A 22,096-nucleotide genomic window follows, 5' to 3' on the forward strand; every position below is an offset into this window, starting at 1 on the left:
CATGCATATCGTCATCACCGGGGCTAATCGCGGAATTGGACAAGCTCTGGCAGATCGTTATCGCGCGCAGGGCCATGACGTAACCGGAACCGCGCGGGATTCCAGTGCGCAGCTTGTACTGGATGTGACAGACCCGAAGCAGCAGGCTTCTATGGCAGAAGGGCTTGCGGGTCGTCCGGTTGATCTGTTGATCTGCAACGCCGGGGTCTATCTGGACAAAGGCCACGGCATAGACGGCTATCCTGCCGACATGTGGGCGCAGAGTTTTGCGACCAATGTGACGGGCGTGTTTCTGACCGTGCAGGCGCTTTTGCCCAATCTTCAGGCCGCGAAAGGCAAGGTTGCGATCCTGTCGTCCCAGATGGCGTCGCATACGCGCGCGCCCGGTGGCAGCTATATCTATCGCGCGTCCAAGGCGGCGGCTCTGAATCTGGGGCGCAATCTGGCGACGGATCTGCGCGCGGATGGAGTCGCCGTTGGCATCTACCATCCGGGTTGGGTGCAGACGGATATGGGGGGCACTCAGGCTGCGATCACTGTTGATCAGGCTGCCGACGGGTTGCTTGACCGCTTTGGCGCATTGTCACTTGCCACAACCGGGTGTTTTGAAACCTGGGACGGTCAGCCGCACGATTATTGACGTTTCAACGCTGCCGTGGGGATTTCGTAAACTTCATCCGGATCGATGAAGACCACCGTTAAATCGCCCCGTGTTTCATGGCTGATCCGGGCAGGTGAGCTGCTAGAGGTCGGGATGCCATCCGTGAAATAGATGCTGCGCACTTCGGCGCCGCCCAGTCCCACTGCCAGGGTCGTGGTCCCGTCGTCATGGTGTCGCAGTTCGGCGTGGCAGCTGCTTAGCGCCGCACCGGCTTTGGCACAGGGCACCGTGCCCAAAGCATTCTTGCCGTCGGTTGCTGCCAGCGTTGAAACCTGCGCAAAGGCGGATGAAGACAAAAGGGCGAAGACTGCAGCAACGCGGAACATGGAAAACCTCTGGGAGTAATTGCGGGGTGCAGGCTGACAGCCTCTGTGTCGGTTGTAAAGCGGTCAGATGCGGCCATCCGACCGGTTTTGAACTCTTGCCCTCGCGCCCCCCCTCGCATAAGACGCACGGGATCAGAAATCCAAGGCGCGGAGACACTTGCCCCCATGCCCTTACTCGTGATGAAATTTGGCGGCACGTCGGTTGCCAACCTTGACCGTATCCGCCGCGCAGCGAAGCGCATCGGCGTCGAAGTGGCGAAGGGGTATGACGTGATCGTCATCGTCTCGGCCATGTCCGGCAAGACAAACGAGCTTGTGGGCTGGGTCGACGAAACATCGCCACTATACGATGCGCGCGAATATGATGCCGTCGTGTCCTCGGGTGAGAATATCACCGCTGGCCTGATGGCGTTGACGTTGCAGGAAATGGATGTCCCGGCCCGCAGCTGGCAGGGCTGGCAGGTTCCGCTGATGACCACCAGCGCCCACAGCCAGGCCCGGATCGAAGAAATTCCGACCGATAACCTGAACCAGAAGTTTGGTGAGGGCATGAAGGTTGCCGTCGTCGCCGGGTTCCAGGGCATTAGCCCCGAAGGCCGTATCACGACCCTGGGCCGGGGTGGGTCGGACACCACCGCCGTGGCATTTGCCGCCGCCTTCGGTGCCGAGCGGTGCGACATCTACACGGACGTTGACGGTGTCTATACCACCGACCCGCGCATCTGCGAGAAGGCACGCAAGCTGGACCGCATTTCGTTCGAGGAAATGCTGGAATTGGCCTCGCTGGGGGCAAAGGTGCTGCAGACCCGTTCGGTTGAATTGGCGATGCGGTATAAGGTGAAGCTGCGCGTTCTCTCAAGCTTTGAAGAACAATCCGACGAGGCCGGTACGCTGGTCTGCGATGAGGAGGATATCATGGAATCCAATGTTGTGGCCGGTGTGGCCTATTCCCGCGACGAAGCCAAGATGACCGTTGTATCGGTGGCTGACCGCCCGGGCATCGCGTCGATCATTTTTACCGCGCTCAGCGATGCGGGCGTGAATGTCGATATGATCGTGCAGAACATCTCGGACGAGGGGCGCACGGACATGACCTTCTCCTGCCCCACCGATCAGGTGGCACGCGCCGAACAGGCATTGCTGGCAATCAAGGATGCGGGTGAGCTGAACTATGCCGAACTGGTCGCGGACCAGGATGTTTGCAAGGTCTCGGTCGTGGGGATCGGCATGCGCTCGCAGTCGGGTGTGGCGGCCAAGATGTTCAAGATACTCTCGGATGAGGGGATCAACATCAAGGTCATTACAACCTCTGAGATAAAAATTTCCGTCCTAGTCGACAGGAAATACATGGAACTTGCTGTTCAGGCACTGCATGATGCCTTTGAATTGGACAAGGCGGCCTGAGCATTTCTGCCAAAGGTCTCGCCTGATTCCGTAATTTGGGTGGGATATGGCGCAAGGCACCGAAACAGAATCCCGCAAGCTGCTGGGGCGGCTGCGCGAAGAGATGGCAAGCGAAGCCGCCGGTCAGGAACGTCTTGACCGGATCACGCATTTGATTGCCGACAGTATTCGGGCCGAGGTGTGCTCGATCTATCTGTTCCGGGATGCAGACACCCTTGAGCTTTGCGCGACCGAAGGGTTGTCGCCAGAGGCGGTTCACAAAACACGTATGCGGTTGGGTGAAGGCCTTGTGGGTCATGTCGCGCAATCCGGCAAGGTCGTGAATACTGCAGACGCGCCTTCGACCAAAGGGTTTCGGTACATGCCGGAAACTGGTGAAGAGAGGTTCTCGTCTTTCCTTGGGGTGCCGATCCAGCGTTTGGGTGAAAAGCTGGGCGTACTGGTCGTTCAATCCCGTGATGCGCGCGTGTATTCTGCTGACGAGGTCTATGCGCTGGAAGTGGTCGCCATGGTCTTGGCCGAAATGACCGAGCTTGGTGCCTTTGTGGGCGAGGGCGCAGCGCTTTCACCCCGGCACCAGCAATCGGTGCAATTTGAGGGTGGACCAGCACAGGAAGGATCTGCAGAAGGGCATGTCTGGTTGCATGAACCCCGTGTTGTTGTCACCAACCCGATTGCCGACGATCCCCATCGCGAACGCGAACGTCTGAACGAAGCCGTGGATGAGCTGCGCGTGGGTGTCGACAAGATGCTTGAGATTTCGCAGGGCGGTGACACGGAGCAATTGCAGGTTCTGGAAGCCTATCGCATGTTTGCCAATTCCAAAGGCTGGATGCGTCGGATGGAAGAGGACATTGCCCTGGGCCTTAGCGCTGAAGCCGCGGTTGAGAAAGAGCAATCGCAAGCCCGCGCCCGCATGGGGCAGGTTACCGATCCCTATCTGCGTGAACGGCTGGCAGACCTGGATGACCTCAGTAACCGGCTGCTGCGTATCCTGACCGGGCAGGGGGGCACCAACGGAGCCGACCTGCCACCCGATCCGATCCTGGTTGCCCGAAATATCGGGCCTGGGGATCTGCTGGAATATGGTCGCTCGTTGAAAGGGATCGTTCTTGAGGAAGGCTCAGTCGGTAGCCACGCAACGATTGTGGCTCGCGCCCTGGCAATTCCACTGGTGGTTCACGTTGGGCACATCACCACGGAGGCATTGAACGGAGATCATATTCTGGTCGATGGCGATCAGGGCATGGTCCAACTGCGTCCGGAAGATACAGTTGTCTCCGCGTTTCGCGATAAAATTGCCATGCAGGCCAAAGCTCAGGAACGCTATGCCTCGATTCGTGATACTCCGACAGTGACGCGCGATGGTGAACGGATCAATCTGGTTATGAATGCGGGCCTGATGGCGGATCTGCCGTCGTTGGGCAATTCCGGGGCCGAGGGTGTGGGCCTGTTTCGCACCGAGCTTCAGTTCCTGATCCGCAACCAGATGCCCAAGCGGTCCGAGCTTGTGACACAGTATCAACGCGTCATGGATGCTGCTGGCGACATGCGCGTGGTGTTCCGCACACTGGATATCGGGTCGGATAAAGTTCTGCCCTACATGAAGCACGTCGAAGAGCCGAACCCGGCTTTGGGCTGGCGCGCTATTCGCGTTGGTCTGGACAAACGCGGCGTGATGCGGATGCAGTTGCAGGCGTTGATGCGTGCAGCCAATGGGCGACCTTTGACAATCATGTTCCCGTTTGTGGCGCAGGCCGAAGAATACCGTGAGGCACGTTGGGAAGTGAAAAAGACCATCGAACGCGAAAAGCGCCTTGGTCATGTGCTACCAGAATCGATCGAAGTTGGCGCAATGCTGGAAACGCCGTCTCTCGCCTTTGCCCCGCAGAAATTCTTTGATGAGGTCGATTTCGTCTCGATCGGGGGCAACGACCTGAAACAGTTCTTTTTTGCCGCTGACCGCGAAAACGAACTGGTGCGCCGACGCTATGATACGCTGAATGTCAGCTTCCTGACCTTCATCGAACGGATTGTCGAACGCTGCAATATCTCGAACACGCCGTTGTCTTTCTGTGGCGAGGATGCCGGGCGACCGGTTGAGGCGCTATGTCTGGCAGCTATGGGTATTCGGACCTTGTCCATGCGCCCTGCGTCGATAGGCCCGGTCAAAAGCGTGCTGTTGCGCGCCGACCTGCAGTCACTGCGTAAGATCATCGCTGACGCCCGCCATCGTGGAGACCAATCGGTTCGATCCTCGGTAATGGAGTGGTTGCGGAATCAGGGTTGATTTTCCAGTTGCGCTTCCCTATTCAGTGCCTGAATGTTAGCGGTAACAATGCTTGCATCACAAGGACCAGTGATAACTTCGCCTGAGTGATGCCAGCAGATTTGAAGGAGCCCATAGATGGTTTCACGCGTAATCCCGGTAGACCCGTTCGATCTGGTGCTATTCGGCGCGACCGGCGATCTGGCGCAGCGCAAGATCTTGCCCGGGCTCTATCATCGGTTCGAAGTCGGCCAGATGCCCGAAGACGCAAAGATCATCGGCACGGCGCGGTCCGACATGAACAGTGACGGGTTCCGTGACCAAATACGCGCCTCGATGAAAGAATTTGCGCCTGCGTTCAAAAAGGACGTTCTGGAACAGTTTCTGAGCCATGTTGAATACGTTCCCGTTGACGCACTGGGAGACTCCGGTTGGACAGACCTTGCCAATACCTTGCGTCCTGACGTTGTACGCGCGTTCTACCTGTCGGTTGGCCCCAGCCTTTTCTCCGGTATCGCAAAAAGGCTCAGCGATCATGGTATGGCGACGCCCGACAGCCGTATCGTGGTCGAAAAACCCTTTGGCCACGACCTCGCTTCGGCCCAGGCGCTGAACTCCGGGCTGCGAGCCTGCTTTGAAGAGCATCAGATATATCGGATCGACCACTATTTGGGAAAGGAAACGGTCCAGAACCTGATGGCGCTGCGCTTTGCCAATTCCCTGTTCGAACCTCTCTGGAACGCGACACATGTCGATCATGTTCAGATTACAGTGGCCGAGACTGTTGGCGTCGAAGGGCGCGGAGCCTATTACGATCAGTCCGGTGCAATGCGGGACATGGTGCAGAACCATCTGGTTCAGCTATTGTGCCTGACTGCGATGGAACCTCCGTCCAAATTTTCGCCCAACGCCGTGCGTGACGAGAAGGTCAAGGTGATCGAGGCGCTGGAGCCCGTTGCGCCGTCTGACATCGCACGCGGTCAATACCGTTCGAGCAAGGGCGGCGACGGTTATTTGGATCATGTTGGCAACCCCGCAAGCCGCACCGAAAGCTACATCGCTCTTAAGGCTCATATCGGCAACTGGCGCTGGGCCAGTGTGCCGTTCTATTTGCGAACTGGAAAACGCCTGCGGGCTCGCGAATCCGAAATCGCGGTGTTTTTCCGGGATCCGCCGCATACGATCTTCCCCAATGTCGGCCCGCTGCACGGCAACGTGCTGGTGATCCGCCTGCAACCGGACGAAGGTATTACCCTGCGCACGACGATCAAAGAACCGGGGCAGGGCGGGTTCCGCCTGTCAGATGTTGCACTGGACATGAGTTTTGCCGAGGCGCTTGGGGACGAAGCACAATCGCCGGATGCATATGAGCGTTTGGTGATGGACGTTATCCGCGGCGACCAAACCCTGTTCATGCGCGGGGACGAGGCCGAAGCCGCCTGGGCCTGGGTTGATCCCATTATTCACAGTTGGGAAGAGCGTGGAGATCGCCCCGCAAAATATGATCAGGGCAGTTCCGGCCCAGAAGAAGCGCTGATGCTGATGCATCGCGATGGGCGCCGCTGGCGTCAGATCGGAGGGTAATCATGGTACATTCAGTCATCACCGACGTCACTCAACGTATCATCGACCGCAGCGCCGAACTGCGCGGCCCGCATATTGAGCGTATGGAGCATGCCCGATCCAAGGGACCGGCGCGCGCGCATTTGTCTTGCAGCGGTCAAGCCCACGCCTATGCCGGTGCGGGAGAGGATCAGCAAGCGATGGCCACTGATACGGCCGGTAATCTGGGCATCGTCACCGCCTATAACGACATGCTTTCTGCCCACCAGCCTTTCGAGCGATATCCCGGCCTGATCCGCGATGCGATCCGAGCCGCAGGTGGCACTGCACAAGTTGCGGGTGGCGTGCCAGCCATGTGTGACGGTGTCACCCAAGGCGAGGCAGGGATGGAGTTGTCTCTGTTTTCCCGGGACGTGATTGCCCTGGCGACCGGAGTGGCGCTGAGCCACAACACCTACGATGCGGCCGTTTTCTTAGGCGTCTGTGACAAGATCGTGCCCGGTTTGATTATCGGCGCACAGGCGTTCGGCCACCTGCCCGCTGTGTTCCTGCCAGCCGGACCGATGACCAGCGGTCTGCCCAACGATGAAAAAGCCAAGATTCGCCAGAAATTTGCCGCAGGAGAGATCGGCCGTGACGAGCTTATGGCCGCTGAAATGGCCGCGTATCACGGACCGGGCACTTGTACTTTTTATGGCACCGCGAACACCAATCAGATGCTGATGGAATTCATGGGCCTGCACTTGCCGGGCTCCAGCTTTGTGAATCCCAACACGCCTCTGCGGGACGCACTGACCGAGGAGGGCGCGCGCCGCGCCCTGTCGCTGAGTGCGCTGGGCAATCATTATACGCCGGTCTATCAGGTTTTGGATGAGTGGGCGTTTGTGAACGGCATCGTGGGGCTGATGGCCACGGGTGGGTCAACCAACCTGCTGATCCATCTGATCGCAATGGCGCGCGCAGGTGGTATAGTGTTGGATTGGCAGGATTTTTCTGACATTTCCGCCGTGGTGCCTTTGGTTGCGCGGGTTTATCCAAACGGTCTGGCAGACGTGAACCACTTCCACGCAGCGGGTGGTCTTGGGTACTGCATTGGAACGCTACTGGAAGACGGGCTGCTGCACCCCGACACTCTGACTGTCGCGGGGCAGGGGCTGCAGAATTATACCAAAGAACCGAAGCTGAAGAACGGTGAGCTGGTTTGGGAAGACGGTGCCGGCCACAGCCTGAACGAAAAAATCGTCCGCCCGGCGAAAGACCCGTTCCAACCCACTGGTGGTTTGTCGCGCCTGACTGGCAATTTGGGCACCGGCGTGATGAAGGTTTCGGCCGTCGCCCCGGAACATCAGGTTGTCGAAGCGCCTGTACGCGTGTTCCATGATCAGGATGAGGCGAAAGCCGCATTCAAGGCCGGAGAGTTCACCGGCGACGTCATCGTTGTTGTCCGGTTCCAGGGACCCAAAGCAAATGGCATGCCCGAGCTACACTCGCTGACGCCGATCCTTTCGATCTTGCAGGGCCGTGGGCAAAAGGTGGCGCTTGTAACCGATGGTCGTATGTCCGGCGCGTCTGGTAAAGTCCCTGCGGCGATCCACATCTGTCCCGAGGCGCTGGATGGCGGGCCGATCGCTTACCTGCAGGATGGCGACATCTTGCGCGTCGATGCGGTGAAGGGCGAGTTGGAGATTCTGACCCCCGGGGTTCTGGACCGTACGCCTGCCACTGCTGATCTGTCGGCCAACCAACACGGCGTAGGGCGCGACCTCTTCGCTACCTTCCGGCAAAATGTCGGATCAGCAGACACCGGCGCCAGTATTTTCGGAGTTTGACCCATGTCCAAAACCCAACGCACACGTGAAATCTGCGCACTTGCGCCCATTGTTCCTGTCCTTGTCGTCGATGACACGGCTCAGGCGCGCCCATTGGCCGAGGCGCTTGTCGCAGGTGGTCTCCCCGCGCTTGAGGTTACTCTGCGCACCCCCGCCGCGCTGGACGCGATCCGCGCGATGGCGGATGTGCCGGGCGGCGTCGTCGGCGCAGGAACTTTGGTCACGCCCGAAGATGTGCGCGCCGCGAAAGAGGCAGGCGCGCAATTCGGGGTCTCGCCCGGTGCCACCGACATTCTAATCGCGGCCTGCGAGGCCGAAGGCCTGCCCTTGTTGCCCGGCGCTGCCACGGCCAGTGAGGCGATGCGTCTGTTGGAAAAGGGCTATGACATGCTCAAGTTCTTCCCGGCCGAGGCATCGGGTGGTGCGCCTGCGTTGAAAGCGATCGGCGCACCGTTGCCGCAAATCAAGTTTTGCCCGACCGGTGGCGTCTCCCCCGAAAATGCGAGGGATTACCTGTCCTTGTCCAATGTGGTCTGCGCGGGCGGAAGCTGGGTTGCACCTAAACAGATGGTCATTGATGGGGATTGGGCCGGTATCGAAAACCTTGCGCGCGCGGCCTCCAAGCTGATGGATTGACGCCGCTTAAAGCTGCGCTAGGGTGGGCGTCAATTCATACAGGTTGATCCCATGACAAACTCCATTTCCCTGGCGCAAGGGCGCGAATATCTGGCGATTCCAGGACCTTCGGTCATTCCAGACGCGGTGTTGCAAGCCATGCACCGCCCGTCGCCGAATATCTACGAAGGCGAGTTGATCGAGATGATGCCGTCACTGACCCGCGATCTGTGTCGCGTGGCGCGGACCGAGCATAGCGTTGCTATCTATATCTCTAACGGCCACGGAACGTGGGAAGCGGCGCTGTCCAACGTCATCGCGCCCGGTGAAACCGTTCTAGCCCCCGCATCTGGCCGATTTACCCATGGCTGGGCCGAGATGGCCGAGGGTATCGGCGCCAAGGTTCAATTGATCGACTTCGGCTCGTCCTCGGCATGGGATTTCGACCGAATTGCCGGGGTGTTGCGCGACGACAAAGCCCACATGATCAAGGCGGTGCTGGCCGTTCATGTCGACACCTCAAGTTCAATCCGGAACGACATTCCAGCACTACGCGCCTTGTTGGACGATCTGGGCCACCCGGCGCTTTTGATGGCGGATTGCATTGCCTCGCTGGGGTGTGACCGGTTCGAAATGGATGCCTGGGGAGTCGATGTTACGGTTACGGCTTGCCAGAAAGGGCTGATGACACCCGCTGGCACCGGCTTTGTCTTCTTCAATGACAAAGCACAGGCCAAACGGGCCGCTATGCCACGAGTTTCGCAGTATTGGGACTGGCAGACACGATCCAACCCCGACCTGTTCTATCAGTATTTCAACGGCACCGCGCCAACCCATCACCTCTACGGTTTGCGTACGGCGCTGGACATGATCCATGCCGAGGGGATGGAACAGGTTTGGGCGCGCCACGAACGCCTTGCTAAGGCGATCTGGGAAGCATGTGAAATCTGGGCGCAAGGTGGCGCGCTGCATCTGAATGTTTCTGATCGTCATCACCGCAGCCACGCTGTCACCGCCTTGCGACTGACCGAGGGGCGCGGCACGCCATTGCGCAAGTTCACAGAAAACCAACTGGGGTTGACCCTTGGTATTGGTCTGGGGATGGACGACTGGGAAGGATGCTTCCGTCTTGGCCATATGGGTCACGTCAACGGCCAGATGGTTATGGCTACGTTGGGCGGTGTGGAAACAGCCTTGGCCGCGCTGGATATCCCTCGCGGCAAAGGCGCGTTAGAAGCTGCAGCTGCGGTGCTTGCGTCGAAGACCTAACGCCGCGCCTCGGCAAGCGCTTTTGGCAATGCTGTGGCAAAAGCATCCAGATCGGATGCCTCGCCGCAGCTGACGCGGATGCAGCGATTTTGCGGGGCGGCAAAGGGCATACGCAAGAAAATGCCCTGCGCAACCAGCGAGTCCAGAACCGCCTTGGCAAAGGCTCCATCCTTCCCGCAATCAATGGCAACGAAGTTGGTGGCCGAGGGCAAGGGCGCCAAACCGTTCTCTCGTGCAATATGGCCAATCCGGTCACGCGCTTCGGTAATCTTGGTCTGAACATGATTTAGCCACTCGGCATCCTTCAGTGCGGCCAGCGCACCGGCCTGCGCGGCTCGGTTCATTCCGAAATGGTTGCGCACCTTGTTGAAGGCCGAAATCAGGCCGGGTGCGCCGATGGCATACCCAACCCGCGCGCCGGCCATGCCATAGACCTTGGAAAAAGTCCGCATCCGGATCACCCGCGGATCGTCTGCTGCCACAGGGGCGGCGGTGCCTTCGGGCGCACATTCCACATAGGCCTCGTCCAATACAAGCAAACACCCGTCCGGCAGATCGTCCAGCGCCGCCACGATTTCCGCTCCGGAATGCCAGCTACCCATCGGGTTGTCAGGATTGGCCAGATACACCAGCTTGGCATCCACTTCACCCGCCTTGGCAAACAGCGCCGCCGGGTCCTCGTGGTCGTCGCGATACGGCACTTTGTGGAGCGTTCCGCCGAACCCCGTCACATGGTAGTTGAAGGTTGGGTATGCCCCATCTGAGGTGACGACCGCGTCTCCGGATCCGACCAGTAGCCGCACCAGGTAACCCAACAGCCCGTCAATGCCTTCGCCAACCACGATGTTTTCCGACCCGACTCCATGGTGATCCGCCAATGCAGCGCGCAGATCGTGGTTTTCCGGATCGCCATACATCCAGATCCCCGTTTCTGCCATTGCCGCTATGGCGTGCGGAGAGGGTCCAAACACGCTTTCATTTGCGCCCAGCCGCGCCACAAATGGCGCGCCACGCTGGCGTTCCTGCGTTTCGGGGCCAACAAACGGCACGGTTGCAGGCAGGGATTGGGCAAGCGGGGTATAGCGTGGCTCTGTCATGGGGGCAGATAAACGTAAGGTCATACGACAGGCAAGCTTGCGTTGCAGGATGCTGCTCCGCATTGTTCGCGTAACGATTAAAGGGAGGAGCGCGCATGCGCATAGTTTTGGGCTTGTTGATTGTCGGCCTCGCCTATCTGGTTTTCTGGCCGGTCCCGGTTCAACCGGTGGCATGGACCCCACCCGAAGCACCGGGTTTCACTGGTGACTTTGCGGAGAACAATGCGTTGGACCAGCTGAAGCTGATCTCGTTGCCTGACGGTGAGAAAGGCCCCGAAGACATTGCCATCATGCCCGACGGGTCCGTCTACACGACCAGCCTGTCCGGGGCTCTATACCGGATAGACGGCGAGGTCCCGGTGAAAGTTGACGACCTCGGTGGTCGTCCCTTGGGCCTGACGGTCGGTCCGGATGGGGTGCTTTACATCGCCGACAGCTTCCGCGGCATCATGCGATGGACCGGCCCCGGTACGCTGCAGTCAGTCGTGTCCGAGATAAACGGCACGCCGGTGATCTATGCAAATCAATTGGACGTGGCGAAGGATGGGACGATCTATTTCTCAAACTCGTCCGATCGGTTCGATCCCGAAACGATGGGCGGGACCAAGCCGACCTCGGTCCTGACCATCTGGGAGCAATCGGACACCGGTTACGTTGCCCGCCACGCGCCCGATGGCACGACCGAGAAACTGGCCGAAGGTTTTGTCTATACAAACGGCGTTGCGGTGTCGCCGGATGAGGATTTTCTGCTAATTGCCGAAACCGGGCGCGCTCGGGTGCACAAGCTTTGGCTGACGGGCCCGAAGACAGGGCAGCAAGAGGTGCTGATGGACAATCTGCCCGGCTACCCTGACAACATCGAGGCACAGGGCGATGGTACTTATTGGATGGCCTTTGCCAGCCCGCGCGTGCCGAGCGAGGCGCTGATGCCATACCCGTTCTTGCGCAAGGTGATCTGGCGCCTGGGGCCGACGGTGCGGCCTGCGCCGATCCATCGCGGGATGATGGTGCAGTTTGATGGCGACGGGAACATCCTGCAAACCTTGCAGGATCCTGACGGCCGGTTGGGCATCACCACGGGTGGCAAGGTGGCCGGGGGACATTTCTACGTCATGACATTGGATTCGCCCTGGTTCGGGCGCATGCCTGCGTCAAATCTGCCCTAACGTTGAGGTGGAACTGCCTGAACCATCGGGGCATTGTACCCCTAACCTGAATTGAGAGGCCTGAGATGTCACGCGTATCCGTCGAATACAAAAATCACATCGCGCACGTAACTCTGACGCGCGGCGACAAGATGAATGCTCTGGATGATGCGATGATAAAGGCCATCATTTCTGCGGGGCAGGAGGTGGCAGCCTCGGATGCGCGCGCGGTGGTGCTGTCGGGTGAAGGCAAAAGCTTTTGTGCGGGACTGGACATGGCCAGCTTTGCGAGCCTGGCCCAAACGGACCCGACCGAATGGTTGATGGCCCGCAGCCACAAAGACGCCAATGAGGTGCAGGAGGTTGCCTTGGTTTGGCAGCGCGTACCCGTTCCCGTCATTTGCGCCATTCAGGGGGCTGCCTATGGCGGCGGTTTGCAACTTGCGTTGGGCGCAGACATTCGTATTGCCCACCCCGATTCAAAACTCGCCGTGATGGAGATGAAGTGGGGCCTGATCCCCGACATGGGCGGGATGGTTCTGCTGCCCAAGCTGGTCCGGTCGGACGTCTTACGCCTGTTGACCTATACGGCCCGCCCTATCGGTGCCGCGCAGGCCGCGGACTGGGGGCTGGTCACCAAGCTGTCGGATGATCCACTGACCGAGGCATTGGCCTTGGCCGAAGACATCGCCGGCCAAAGCCCATCGGCCATCCGCGCGGCCAAACGCCTGATTGAGTTCGCCGAAGCCAAACCCCGCGCCGAGGTGCTGCTGGAGGAATCCGCGGAGCAGGCCGAACTGATTGGCAAACCGGATCAGATGGAGGTCATTGCGGCGAATTTGCAAGGTCGCAAACCAGAGTTCAAATGATCTCGGCACCTGTCACACGATTGATCCTTTACGCCAAGGATATCGAGAAGATGGCGCGTTTCTATGAGACACATTTTGGCTATGCAGCGCGCCAACTGGAAGGGGACTGGATTGTTGAGCTTGTACCTGTCGAAGACGGGTTGCGCCTGTTGTTGAATCCGGCCAGCAAGGCCGCCCCGCAGGGGCAAGCAGCGGTCAAAATCGTTTTTGATGTCGTGGACGTTGCCGGGTTTTGCAAACAAGCCGCGCAGCACGGGCTGAAATTTGGTTCGATCCACACGGCGGATGGTTACAGTTTCGCAAATGCCAAGGATCCATCGGGAAACTCGATTTCCGTGTCAAGCAGGGCATTTGCGCCCGGCAATTAACGCATAAAAGCCCGTCGTGCATCACGGGCCATATTGTATCGCATCTCAAGCTCAGCGATCTTAGCCATAGTCACCTTACGCTTGTCAGCGTCGGACTGCGACGCATAGGTTTTGCGCGCGGCATCTAATTCTTTCTTGATGCTGAACTCTTCGGGCAGAACGCCTGCTTGCGCCATGATCCGATGACCGGCGGCGACGGCCGGATCGGTCTGAGCCTCGGACGAACGGTCTGGCAGCGGCTGGCCTTCGCCTTCCAGCCCCTCTAGCTGACCTTCGGCTTGCGCCTTTTTGATCTGGCGTTCCACCAGTTTTCCGAGCGATCCAAACATAGGTTCATAGTACCCGACCAGCACAGCGGGGGAAAGCTGTCATCTGGATCGGTTGGTAACCAGATAGGCGATACCACCTGCGGCCAAACCCCAGACTGCAGCGCCCAGGCCGAAGACGGTGATTCCTGATGCGGTGATGGCGAATGTCAGAATCGCCGCTTCGCGCTCGGCGGAAACCTCTAATGCTGCAAAGGTCGCGTTTGCCATCACACCGATCAGGGCAATGCCGGTCAGTGTACCCATGAGCAATGGGTCGGCGTGGGCCGCGAACCCGGTGATCGCCACGGCAAAGACGCCAAAGACGCAGTAAAACAGACCCGCCATAACCGCTGACCAGTAACGCTGGTTCGGGTCCGGGTAGCTGTCTTCGTTTGAACACATCGCAGCGGTAATTGCGGCAAGGCACGTGGCCGGAGCGCCAAAGGGGGCAGACAGAATACTGGCACCTCCGACGGCTGAGAACAGCTTGCCAGCAATTGGCGCATACCCAAAGCTGCGCATGACGGCGATGCCGGGGATGTTTTGCGTAGCCATGGTGACGATGAACAGGGGGATGCCGATCCCGATCACCGATGCGACAGAGAATGTCGGCATGGTCAAGACGGGCGCGGCGACCAGATGCTCGGGCCGGACCGAACCGTCACCGGCGTTCAATACAACGACGATTGCCGAGGCAACCACTGCGGCAGGAACTGCGATCAACCGATTGATCCGCCCGGCGATAAACCACGTCAGAATGACCGGCAGCGCTTGCCAGGGCAGCTCAACTGCCGCCTTGAACGGAATGATGCACAAGGGCAGCAAAACCCCGCCCAGCATGGCCTGTGCAAGTGTTGTCGGGATTGCGGCCGCAAGCCGTCCAAGCGGACGCCACAATCCGGCAACAACAGTCAGGGCTCCGGCGCAAAGAAATGCACCAACTGCATCAGAAAATCCGACCAATGGGGTCGCTGAGACCGCCAGCAGGGCGGCACCAGGTGTTGACCATGCCACGCTGATCGGCTGCCGGTACAAAAGGCTGACCACAATCGCCGTTAACCCCATTGCAACCGCGGCCATCATCAAACCAGAGGCCGCCTCAGCCTCCGAGGCACCCATTGCAATAAGGCCCTGCAGCACGATCGGGAAGGAGCTGAAAAACCCTACGACCGCTACCACAAGCCCGGTCGAAATTGTCTGCACGGGAGGGAAAGGGCGCGCCATGACTTCCTCGGAGTTGTCTGCAGAGATTGCTAACAATCGCAAGCGGATAGAAACAAGGTGAAATGCGACACCGCACAAAAAAACCCGCCGGGTGACCGGCGGGTGTTAGGTTTTGAGTATTTGCGAAAAGACGAAAATCAGGCGATTTCGGCCAAACGGGCGAGGGCCTCGTTCAGTTTCGCCTCTTCCTCTTCGCGGGCGGCAAGGTTGGCTTTGGCTTCCGCGACAACCTCTTCCGGGGCCGAAGCCACGAATTTCGGGTTGTTCAGACGCCCGCGCAGACCGCCCAGTTCCTTGGCCAGTTTGCCCTTGGCTTTCTCCAGCCGTTCCTTTTCCGCGCCAATGTCGATGATATCCGCCAATGGCAGGCCGAAAGATGCGCCGGGGGCAGCAATCGAGATCGTACCTTTGGGCAGCTCATCCGCCTTGGTCAGGCTATCGATCCGCGCCAGACGTTTGATCAGCGCCTCGTTGCGGTCCCATGCGGCTTGGCCATTGGCGTCGATCTCGGTCACCAGCATCGGCACATAGAGGCCGGCAGGTACTCGCATCTGCGCACGGGCCGAGCGGGTGTTTTCGATCACCGATATCACCCAGTTCATCTCACGATCCGCTTCGGCGTCGATCAGATCAGCGGCGGCATAGGTCGGCCAATCGGCGTGGACGGCCATTTTGGCACGGTCGCTGGTCAGACCCCAGAGTTCTTCGGTGATGAAGGGCATGATCGGATGCAGCAAGACCATGCACTGATCCAGAACCCAACGCATGGTGGCGCGGGTCTCGGCCTGCGCCTCGGCATCGTCGCCTTGCAGCAGCGGTTTGGAGAGTTCCACGTACCAGTCACAAACCTTGCCCCAGACAAAGGCATAAAGTCCGTTGGCGGCGTCATTGAAGCGATAGCTTTCCAGCGCTGCGTCGACTTCTTCGCGCACGCGGGCGGTTTCGCCGATGATCCAGCGATTCACGGCGGCTTTGGGTTTAAGGTCGGCCACATCCAGTTGCGGGACAGCGTCGGTGAAGACCTCGTTCATCTCGGCAAAGCGGACGGCATTCCACAGTTTGGTGCCGAAGTTGCGATAGCCGGTGATGCGTTCGCGGGATAGCTTCAGCACACCGCCGATCGCCGCCATCGAGGCGTTGGTAAAGCGCAGCGCGTCGGCGCCGAATTCGTCCACGATTTCCAGCGGGTCGATGACGTTGCCGGTGGTCTTGGACATCTTCTTGCCCTTCTCGTCGCGGACGAGCTGGTGCAGGTAGACGGTATGGAACGGTATCTCGTTTACCACGGCCAGTTGCATCATCATCATCCGGGCGACCCAGAAGAACAGGATATCTGCGCCGGTGATGAGCACATCAGTCGGGAAATAGCGCTCCATCTCTTCGGTCTGCTCGGGCCAGCCCAGGGTGCCGATTGGCCAGAGGCCGGAGGAGAACCATGTGTCGAGGACGTCGGGGTCGCGCCAGACTGGATAGATCAGTTTGGTTGGGTCTTGTTCGACCGCATACTGGGCGAGACTTTCGGCAAACCGATGGATTGCCTCATGTTTGTCTGCAACTTCCACAACGGTTGCGTGGCTCAGCGGGCTGGGAATGTTGGCGTTGTCGTCCAGGAACTTCTCAGTGGCTGCATCCAAGCTGGTTGCGCATTCCATGACATTGCCACGCTGCAGCATGCCACCTTCATTCAGCAGACGACCCAATTCGACCAAATCAAGGTCTCCGTCGTTCTCGTCATCGATGAAGTCTTCCGCAGACAGATCGAGACCATACCAAACCGGAATCTGGTGCCCCCACCAAAGCTGTCGCGAAATGCACCAGGGCTCGATGTTTTCCAGCCAGTGGTAATAGGTCTTTTCGCCCGACTCAGGGATGATCTTGACCGTGCCGTCCTTCACCGCATCCAGCGCGGGGCCGACGATCTTTTCCGCGTCCACAAACCATTGGTCGGTGAACATCGGCTCGATCACAACTTTGGAACGGTCGCCGAAGGGCTGCATGATCGGTTTGCTCTCGACCAGAGGGACCAGCTCATCGGCGCCCTCAGCGTCAGGCTTCAGAGCGGCAGAGCCCAGACGCGGATCATCCGCGCGGGTCATGACGGCCAGACCATCGTTGTTGATCTCTTCCACGACCTTCGCGCGCGCCTCAAAACGGTCAAGCCCGCGCAGGTGATCGGGAACGAGGTTGATCGCGTCAATCTCATTCTCGGTGAACGCGCGCCCACGCGCGTATTCCTGCGCCTTGCCCGCCTCTTCGGCGTAGGGCGCACCATCAGCCCGCATCGCGCCTTTGGTATCCATCAGGCGGTACATCGGAATGCCGCCGCGCTTGGCGACCATGTTGTCGTTGAAGTCATGCGCGCCTGTGATCTTCACCGCGCCCGAGCCGAAATCGGGATCGGGGTAGTCATCGGTGATGATCGGGATCTGACGGCGATGCTCTTTCGGTCCAACCGGGATTTCGCAGAGCTTTCCGACAATTGACGCATAACGCTCATCCGACGGATGAACGGCCACCGCACCGTCGCCCAGCATCGTTTCGGGGCGGGTGGTGGCAATCGAAATGTAATCCCGCTCTTCACGGAAGGTTACATTCCCATCTTCATCTTTTTCCAAATACTCATATGTCTCGCCGCCCGCCAGCGGGTACTTGAAGTGCCACATATGACCGGGCGTCTCAATATTCTCGACCTCAAGATCCGAGATCGCGGTCTCGAAATGGGGGTCCCAATTGACCAAACGCTTGCCGCGATAGATCAGGCCCTTTTCATACATGTCGACGAAGACCTTGATGACCGCGTCGTGGAAGTTGGCCGAGTTTTCATGCCCGGTGCGCGGATCGCGTGGTGCGCCCGCCATGGTGAAGGCATTGCGCGACCAGTCACAGGAGGAGCCGAGACGTTTCAGCTGCTCGATGATCGTGCCGCCGTATTCGCCCTTCCATTCCCAGACCTTGTCCAGAAAAGCCTCGCGACCCAGCTCGTTTCGGCTGGGCTGTTGGGTGGCGGCCAGCATCTTTTCGACCTGCATCTGGGTGGCGATACCGGCATGGTCTTGACCGGGCTGCCAAAGCGTGTCGAAGCCGCGCATCCGGTGCCAGCGGGTCAGGATATCCTGCAAGGTGTTGTTGAACGCGTGGCCCACATGCAATGCGCCCGTCACGTTGGGAGGCGGGATCATTATGGTAAAGCTTTCGTCGCGCGATCTGTTCGCGCCTGCCTTGAAGGCCCCGGCCTGTTCCCAGGCCTCATAAATGCGGGCCTCAGCCTCGGCCGCGTTGAATGTCTTTTCCATCGCCATTGGATGCGTCCTGCGTCAACAAATTCGGGTCAGCGCCTGCAATAGCGAATGCGTAAGGGAAGGGGAAGGGTTGTATGCTATTCGGCCTGGGCAAAGCGCGCGCGAAAATAGTCCTGAACACGCTGGTAGGCCGGTTCGTGGAAATCCAGAGTCTGCAATGAGTGGTCGTTACCGTCAATTCCACCGTCTCAAGATGATCACCGAAAGCATCCTTCAGGGCGCCCATATGCCGTTCTGAGGCAAGTTTGTCATCGGCGTAGCGCATGACGAGGCCGGGGCCCTTCCGTGCCATGCCCGCGCGGGCGCTGCCATCGACATACACGTCGTGGGTGGCTTCGCCTCCGCTGGTCAGCAGGGCAGTGAATGGAAAAACGCTGTTATGTGCCCATGTCATGGCCTGTAGGTTAACCAAAAAAAGACTGGCAAAACACGGGGAAGCTGCCTCTTCGACTGGACATCGTCTTGGGCTGGGCTACGGTCGCCATCGCAGGAGGATCATCGCATGGAAAAGTTCGGCAAAAGCCAGCCCGTAAAACGGACAGAAGATCAGCGGTTTCTGACCGGGCATGGACGATACATGGATGATGATGTGCCCGAAGGGGCTCTGTTTGCGGCCTTTTTCCGCAGCCCGGTTGCCCATGGTCGGATCACGGCGCTGGATCTGGATGCCGCGCGCGAGGCGGAAGGGGTGCGCCTTGTCATGACGCTGGATGATCTCTCGACGGCGGGGATCGACACTGTGATGAACGCAGCAACTGTGCAGAACCGCGATGGCTCTCAGACCCTTGCGCCCGACAGGCATATGCTGGCCCAAGACCGCGTCCGGTTTGTTGGCGAACCTGTGGCCGTCGTGATCGCAGACACGCTGTTGCAGGCGCGCGATGCGGTTGAGATGATCTGGATGGACACGGATGATCTGCCGGCAAAACTGGATGTCGAAGCCGGTGGCGAACCGCTGCATGATCAGGTGGCTGACAATCGTGCTTTTGATTGGGGGTTGGGCGATGAAGCAGCAACCGATGCCGCCTTTCAGGCTGCCTCGCATACCGTTTCGCTGGATGTGGCCGACAACCGCGTGATCATCACCTCAATCGAGCCACGGGGATGTCAGGCCAATTGGATCGATGGACGTTTGCACTTTGCCTATGGTGGGCAAGGCGTCTGGGCGATGCGGGGGCAGTTGGCGCAAAAGCTGAAGCTGGAACCCGAGGCGATCCGTGTCACCACGCCGGATGTGGGTGGCGGATTCGGCATGAAGGTCATGCCGTACCCTGAGTACTTTTGCGTCTCAGTTGCCGCGATGAAACTCGGGCAGCCAGTTCATTGGATGTCTGACCGATCCGAGGCGATGCTGTCGGATCATCACGGTCGCGACCTGACCTCATTGGCTGAGCTCGCCTTTGACGAGGACCTGAAAATCACGGCCTACCGTGTGCAAAGCAAGGTAAATCTGGGTGCGTATAGCAGTCATTTCGGGCAAGCGATCCAGACTAGTCTTTTTAGCAAGGTGTTGATGGGGGTTTACGACGTTCAAACGACGTATCTGCGGGTTGAGGGGTTCTATACCAACACCACGCAAGTCGACGCCTATCGGGGGGCAGGGCGGCCCGAGGCGATCTATGTTCTGGAGCGTGTAATGGATCGCGCCGCGCGCCAACTGGGCGTCGATCCTTGGGAGTTGCGCCGCAGGAATTTCATCCAGCCGGAAAACTTCCCCTACAAGACCGCGACCGGCGAAATCTATGACGTGGGTGATTTCGATATGGTCCTGTCCCGTGCAGATGCCCAGACCCAGGGGTTCGCGACACGAAAAACTGCAGATGCGGAACGTGGTCTGATCCGGGGGCGCGGCTTGTGTTACTATATCGAAAGCATTTTGGGTGACCCTTCGGAAAACGCGAAAGTCCAGTTCTGCGAGGATGGCACGGTGAACCTTTATGTCGGCACCCAATCGAACGGGCAGGGGCATGAGACGGTCTACGCGCAATTCCTGTCAGACCAGACCGGAGTTCCGATGGACCAGATCAATGTGGTCCAGGGTGACAGCGATCAGTTGCCACATGGCGGCGGGACTGGCGGGTCGCGTTCGGTCACGGTGCAAAGCACGGCCACGTTGGCGACAATAGATGTCATGATCGCCCAATTCACGCCGTATCTGGCGGGTAAGATGGGGGTGGAGGAAAGTGATGTGCGTTTCGACCATGAAACCTTCCGCGCACCGGGATCAAACCTGACGCCGACGCTCACCGAGGCTGCGGAGATGGCCCGCGCCGATGGGCGCGCTGACCTGCTGAGTCACGAGGCCCGCGCCAATCTGGATGCGCGGAGTTATCCCAATGGCGCACATGTTGCCGAAGTCGTGATTGATTCTTACACCGGTGAAACCTGGGTGGATCGCTATACTGTCGTCGACGACTTCGGTAATCTTATCAACCCGATGCTGGCCGAAGGGCAGGTGCATGGCGGGGTGGCACAAGGTATCGGTCAGGCATTGACGGAGCGTGTTGTGCATGATGCGCAGGGGCAACTGCTCACGGCTTCGTTGATGGATTACGCCTTGCCCCGCGCGGCCGAGATACCCATGATTAAGTTTACCTCGGCTCCGGTTCCGTCAACTTCCAACCCGATGGGGATGAAAGGATGCGGAGAGGCCGGCACCGTGGGCGCGCTGGCCGCAGTTGCAAACGCGGTTCAGGATGCGCTCTGGGATCACGGGGTGCGGCAGGCGGACATGCCTTTCACACCTCAAAGAGTATGGGAATTGCTGACGCATGGTTCTGTCGCGGCTGAGTAGAAAGGTACTGGGATGGCTCGGACGGCCCTTACGGTCCGAGCATTCCGCCGAGGCGCTTCACCGCGAGCCCGTCAGCCACGTGATTATCTTGGACGGCACCATGTCGACGCTTGAGCCGGGCTACGAAACCCATGCGGGCCAGACCCTGCGACTATGCCGCGAAATGGGCAGCAAAGTGTCCGTCTTTTACGAATCTGGTGTGCAATGGGAAAACTGGAAGTCCTCGCTAGACGTGATGATGGGGCGGGGCATCAACCGCCAGATCCGCCGCGCATATGGCTATCTCGCTTCACGCTACAAACCCGGCGACCGTATCTACTTCATCGGCTATTCACGCGGCGCTTACGGTGTGCGCAGCTTGGCTGGTGTGATTGACATGATCGGTCTGCTCAAGGCCGAACATGCCACTGTGCGCAACATCAAACAGGCCTACCGGCACTATGAATGCAATGCCAGCGGGTCGGCTGCGGCCGAGTTCCGGAGGCAATTCTGTCACGAAGATGTGGCGATTGAGATGGTTGGCGTCTGGGATACGGTCAAAGCGCTGGGCATGCGTCTGCCGCTGCTGTGGCGCTGGGCCGAAGAGCGTCACGCCTTTCACACCCACCAGCTTGGACCGGCGACGCGCCACGGGTACCACGCAATGGCACTGGACGAGACTCGCGAAGTGTTTGAGCCGGTCTTGTGGAAATGTACCCCCGAATTCAAAGGCCATGTCGAACAAGTTTGGTTCCGTGGAACTCACGGCGATGTGGGTGGCCAGTTGAACGGCTTTGAAGAGGCCCGTCCCCTCAGCAACATTTCTCTGGTCTGGATGCTGGATAAGGCAGAACTGCATGGTCTTCCGCTACCTGAGGGCTGGTGTGATCGGTTCCCGACGGATACCTCCGCCCGTTCCGTCGGAACCTGGCGTGGCTGGGGTAAAATTTTTCTGCTGCGAAAGCACCGCAAGGTGGGCCGCGACCGGTCAGAGAAGCTCCATGTCTCGGTCTCGCCGGATGAATTACCACGCTGGGTGCCGATGCCGGATTTGCCGTCGCACCCGGCGCAGTAGAA

Annotated in this window: 18 protein-coding genes; 12 read left to right on the plus strand and 6 right to left on the minus strand. The window is 59.2% G+C overall.

The window, feature by feature from the left end; all coding sequences use genetic code 11:
* Position 1: 1 nt before the first annotated feature.
* Positions 2-640 (plus strand): SDR family NAD(P)-dependent oxidoreductase, encoded by a 639-nt coding sequence (locus DHN12_RS19920; protein WP_108861746.1) that lies wholly within the window; start codon positions 2-4, stop codon positions 638-640.
* Here the strand turns inward: DHN12_RS19920 and DHN12_RS19925 are convergent.
* Positions 634-987, minus strand: a complete 354-nt coding sequence (locus DHN12_RS19925) for a hypothetical protein (RefSeq protein WP_108861747.1) — start codon at positions 985-987, stop codon at positions 634-636. The two genes, DHN12_RS19920 and DHN12_RS19925, sit on opposite strands and share 7 nt — an antisense overlap.
* A gap of 165 nt (positions 988-1,152) precedes the next feature.
* On the opposite strand from DHN12_RS19925, the gene DHN12_RS19930 reads away from it, so the two are divergent.
* The 6 genes from DHN12_RS19930 (at position 1,153) to DHN12_RS19955 (ending at position 9,936) form a co-directional block, all read left to right on the plus strand.
* Positions 1,153-2,391, plus strand: coding sequence for an aspartate kinase (locus DHN12_RS19930; protein WP_058272246.1), 1,239 nt, complete (start codon positions 1,153-1,155; stop codon positions 2,389-2,391).
* Between the two features lie 46 nt (positions 2,392-2,437).
* Entirely contained in the window at positions 2,438-4,681 is a 2,244-nt protein-coding gene (gene ptsP, locus DHN12_RS19935; RefSeq protein ID WP_108861748.1) for a phosphoenolpyruvate--protein phosphotransferase, read from the plus strand.
* 117 nt (positions 4,682-4,798) lie between these two features.
* Complete coding sequence (gene zwf / locus DHN12_RS19940; RefSeq protein WP_108861749.1) at positions 4,799-6,244, plus strand: glucose-6-phosphate dehydrogenase; 1,446 nt, start codon at positions 4,799-4,801, stop codon at positions 6,242-6,244.
* Between the two features lie 2 nt (positions 6,245-6,246).
* The gene (gene edd / locus DHN12_RS19945) at positions 6,247-8,052 is read left to right on the plus strand and encodes a phosphogluconate dehydratase (protein ID WP_234416706.1); all 1,806 of its coding nucleotides are present in this window, start codon (positions 6,247-6,249) and stop codon (positions 8,050-8,052) included.
* Between the two features lie 3 nt (positions 8,053-8,055).
* Complete coding sequence (locus DHN12_RS19950) at positions 8,056-8,688, plus strand: bifunctional 4-hydroxy-2-oxoglutarate aldolase/2-dehydro-3-deoxy-phosphogluconate aldolase (RefSeq protein ID WP_108861751.1); 633 nt, start codon at positions 8,056-8,058, stop codon at positions 8,686-8,688.
* 51 nt (positions 8,689-8,739) lie between these two features.
* Positions 8,740-9,936 (plus strand): alanine--glyoxylate aminotransferase family protein, encoded by a 1,197-nt coding sequence (locus DHN12_RS19955; RefSeq protein ID WP_108861752.1) that lies wholly within the window; start codon positions 8,740-8,742, stop codon positions 9,934-9,936.
* On the opposite strand, the gene DHN12_RS19960 is transcribed toward DHN12_RS19955, so the two are convergent.
* Positions 9,933-11,033: a pyridoxal phosphate-dependent aminotransferase gene (locus DHN12_RS19960; protein ID WP_108861810.1), complete on the minus strand. Its 1,101-nt coding sequence runs from the start codon at positions 11,031-11,033 to the stop codon at positions 9,933-9,935. The genes DHN12_RS19955 and DHN12_RS19960 overlap by 4 nt on opposite strands.
* A gap of 95 nt (positions 11,034-11,128) precedes the next feature.
* On the opposite strand from DHN12_RS19960, the gene DHN12_RS19965 reads away from it, so the two are divergent.
* The 3 genes from DHN12_RS19965 (at position 11,129) to DHN12_RS19975 (ending at position 13,415) form a co-directional block, all read left to right on the plus strand.
* Positions 11,129-12,199, plus strand: a complete 1,071-nt coding sequence (locus DHN12_RS19965; RefSeq protein WP_108861753.1) for an SMP-30/gluconolactonase/LRE family protein — start codon at positions 11,129-11,131, stop codon at positions 12,197-12,199.
* Between the two features lie 65 nt (positions 12,200-12,264).
* Entirely contained in the window at positions 12,265-13,047 is a 783-nt protein-coding gene (locus DHN12_RS19970) for a crotonase/enoyl-CoA hydratase family protein (RefSeq protein WP_108861754.1), read from the plus strand.
* Positions 13,044-13,415, plus strand: coding sequence for a VOC family protein (locus DHN12_RS19975; protein ID WP_108861755.1), 372 nt, complete (start codon positions 13,044-13,046; stop codon positions 13,413-13,415). Before DHN12_RS19970 ends, DHN12_RS19975 begins: the two co-directional genes overlap by 4 nt.
* Here DHN12_RS19975 and DHN12_RS19980 read toward each other — a convergent pair.
* The 4 genes from DHN12_RS19980 to DHN12_RS19995 all read right to left on the minus strand — a co-directional run bounded on the left by DHN12_RS19980 (position 13,412) and on the right by DHN12_RS19995 (position 18,640).
* Complete coding sequence (locus DHN12_RS19980; protein ID WP_108861756.1) at positions 13,412-13,744, minus strand: DUF1992 domain-containing protein; 333 nt, start codon at positions 13,742-13,744, stop codon at positions 13,412-13,414. The two genes, DHN12_RS19975 and DHN12_RS19980, sit on opposite strands and share 4 nt — an antisense overlap.
* 39 nt (positions 13,745-13,783) lie before the next feature.
* Positions 13,784-14,947 carry a benzoate/H(+) symporter BenE family transporter gene (locus tag DHN12_RS19985; protein WP_199913559.1) on the minus strand — a complete coding sequence of 388 codons (1,164 nt, stop codon included), beginning with the start codon at positions 14,945-14,947 and terminating at the stop codon, positions 13,784-13,786.
* A gap of 137 nt (positions 14,948-15,084) precedes the next feature.
* The gene (locus DHN12_RS19990) at positions 15,085-18,246 is read right to left on the minus strand and encodes a valine--tRNA ligase (RefSeq protein ID WP_108861757.1); all 3,162 of its coding nucleotides are present in this window, start codon (positions 18,244-18,246) and stop codon (positions 15,085-15,087) included.
* Entirely contained in the window at positions 18,209-18,640 is a 432-nt protein-coding gene (locus tag DHN12_RS19995) for a hypothetical protein (protein WP_108861758.1), read from the minus strand. The genes DHN12_RS19990 and DHN12_RS19995 overlap by 38 nt, the downstream gene beginning before the upstream one ends.
* Before the next feature lie 108 nt (positions 18,641-18,748).
* Here DHN12_RS19995 and DHN12_RS20000 point away from each other — a divergent pair, with 108 nt between their 5' ends.
* Positions 18,749-21,040, plus strand: a complete 2,292-nt coding sequence (locus tag DHN12_RS20000) for a xanthine dehydrogenase family protein molybdopterin-binding subunit (RefSeq protein ID WP_108861759.1) — start codon at positions 18,749-18,751, stop codon at positions 21,038-21,040.
* Positions 21,018-22,094 carry a DUF2235 domain-containing protein gene (locus tag DHN12_RS20005; RefSeq protein WP_108861812.1) on the plus strand — a complete coding sequence of 359 codons (1,077 nt, stop codon included), beginning with the start codon at positions 21,018-21,020 and terminating at the stop codon, positions 22,092-22,094. The genes DHN12_RS20000 and DHN12_RS20005 overlap by 23 nt, the downstream gene beginning before the upstream one ends.
* Positions 22,095-22,096 lie beyond the last annotated feature (2 nt).

It is taken from the genome of Ruegeria sp. Alg231-54 (assembly GCF_900143525.1).
Classification (GTDB): Bacteria; Pseudomonadota; Alphaproteobacteria; order Rhodobacterales; family Rhodobacteraceae; genus Ruegeria.

What these genes read in the sequence shown, in the direction of transcription:
- DHN12_RS19920 (WP_108861746.1), top strand. Translation starts at nt 2, where the DNA reads ATGCATATCGTCATCACCGGGGCTAATCGCGGAATTGGACAAGCTCTG.
- DHN12_RS19925 (WP_108861747.1), bottom strand. Translation starts at nt 987, where the DNA reads ATGTTCCGCGTTGCTGCAGTCTTCGCCCTTTTGTCTTCATCCGCCTTT.
- DHN12_RS19930 (WP_058272246.1), top strand. Translation starts at nt 1,153, where the DNA reads ATGCCCTTACTCGTGATGAAATTTGGCGGCACGTCGGTTGCCAACCTT.
- ptsP (WP_108861748.1), top strand. Translation starts at nt 2,438, where the DNA reads ATGGCGCAAGGCACCGAAACAGAATCCCGCAAGCTGCTGGGGCGGCTG.
- zwf (WP_108861749.1), top strand. Translation starts at nt 4,799, where the DNA reads ATGGTTTCACGCGTAATCCCGGTAGACCCGTTCGATCTGGTGCTATTC.
- edd (WP_234416706.1), top strand. Translation starts at nt 6,247, where the DNA reads ATGGTACATTCAGTCATCACCGACGTCACTCAACGTATCATCGACCGC.
- DHN12_RS19950 (WP_108861751.1), top strand. Translation starts at nt 8,056, where the DNA reads ATGTCCAAAACCCAACGCACACGTGAAATCTGCGCACTTGCGCCCATT.
- DHN12_RS19955 (WP_108861752.1), top strand. Translation starts at nt 8,740, where the DNA reads ATGACAAACTCCATTTCCCTGGCGCAAGGGCGCGAATATCTGGCGATT.
- DHN12_RS19960 (WP_108861810.1), bottom strand. Translation starts at nt 11,033, where the DNA reads ATGACAGAGCCACGCTATACCCCGCTTGCCCAATCCCTGCCTGCAACC.
- DHN12_RS19965 (WP_108861753.1), top strand. Translation starts at nt 11,129, where the DNA reads ATGCGCATAGTTTTGGGCTTGTTGATTGTCGGCCTCGCCTATCTGGTT.
- DHN12_RS19970 (WP_108861754.1), top strand. Translation starts at nt 12,265, where the DNA reads ATGTCACGCGTATCCGTCGAATACAAAAATCACATCGCGCACGTAACT.
- DHN12_RS19975 (WP_108861755.1), top strand. Translation starts at nt 13,044, where the DNA reads ATGATCTCGGCACCTGTCACACGATTGATCCTTTACGCCAAGGATATC.
- DHN12_RS19980 (WP_108861756.1), bottom strand. Translation starts at nt 13,744, where the DNA reads ATGTTTGGATCGCTCGGAAAACTGGTGGAACGCCAGATCAAAAAGGCG.
- DHN12_RS19985 (WP_199913559.1), bottom strand. Translation starts at nt 14,947, where the DNA reads ATGGCGCGCCCTTTCCCTCCCGTGCAGACAATTTCGACCGGGCTTGTG.
- DHN12_RS19990 (WP_108861757.1), bottom strand. Translation starts at nt 18,246, where the DNA reads ATGGCGATGGAAAAGACATTCAACGCGGCCGAGGCTGAGGCCCGCATT.
- DHN12_RS19995 (WP_108861758.1), bottom strand. Translation starts at nt 18,640, where the DNA reads ATGACATGGGCACATAACAGCGTTTTTCCATTCACTGCCCTGCTGACC.
- DHN12_RS20000 (WP_108861759.1), top strand. Translation starts at nt 18,749, where the DNA reads ATGGAAAAGTTCGGCAAAAGCCAGCCCGTAAAACGGACAGAAGATCAG.
- DHN12_RS20005 (WP_108861812.1), top strand. Translation starts at nt 21,018, where the DNA reads ATGGTTCTGTCGCGGCTGAGTAGAAAGGTACTGGGATGGCTCGGACGG.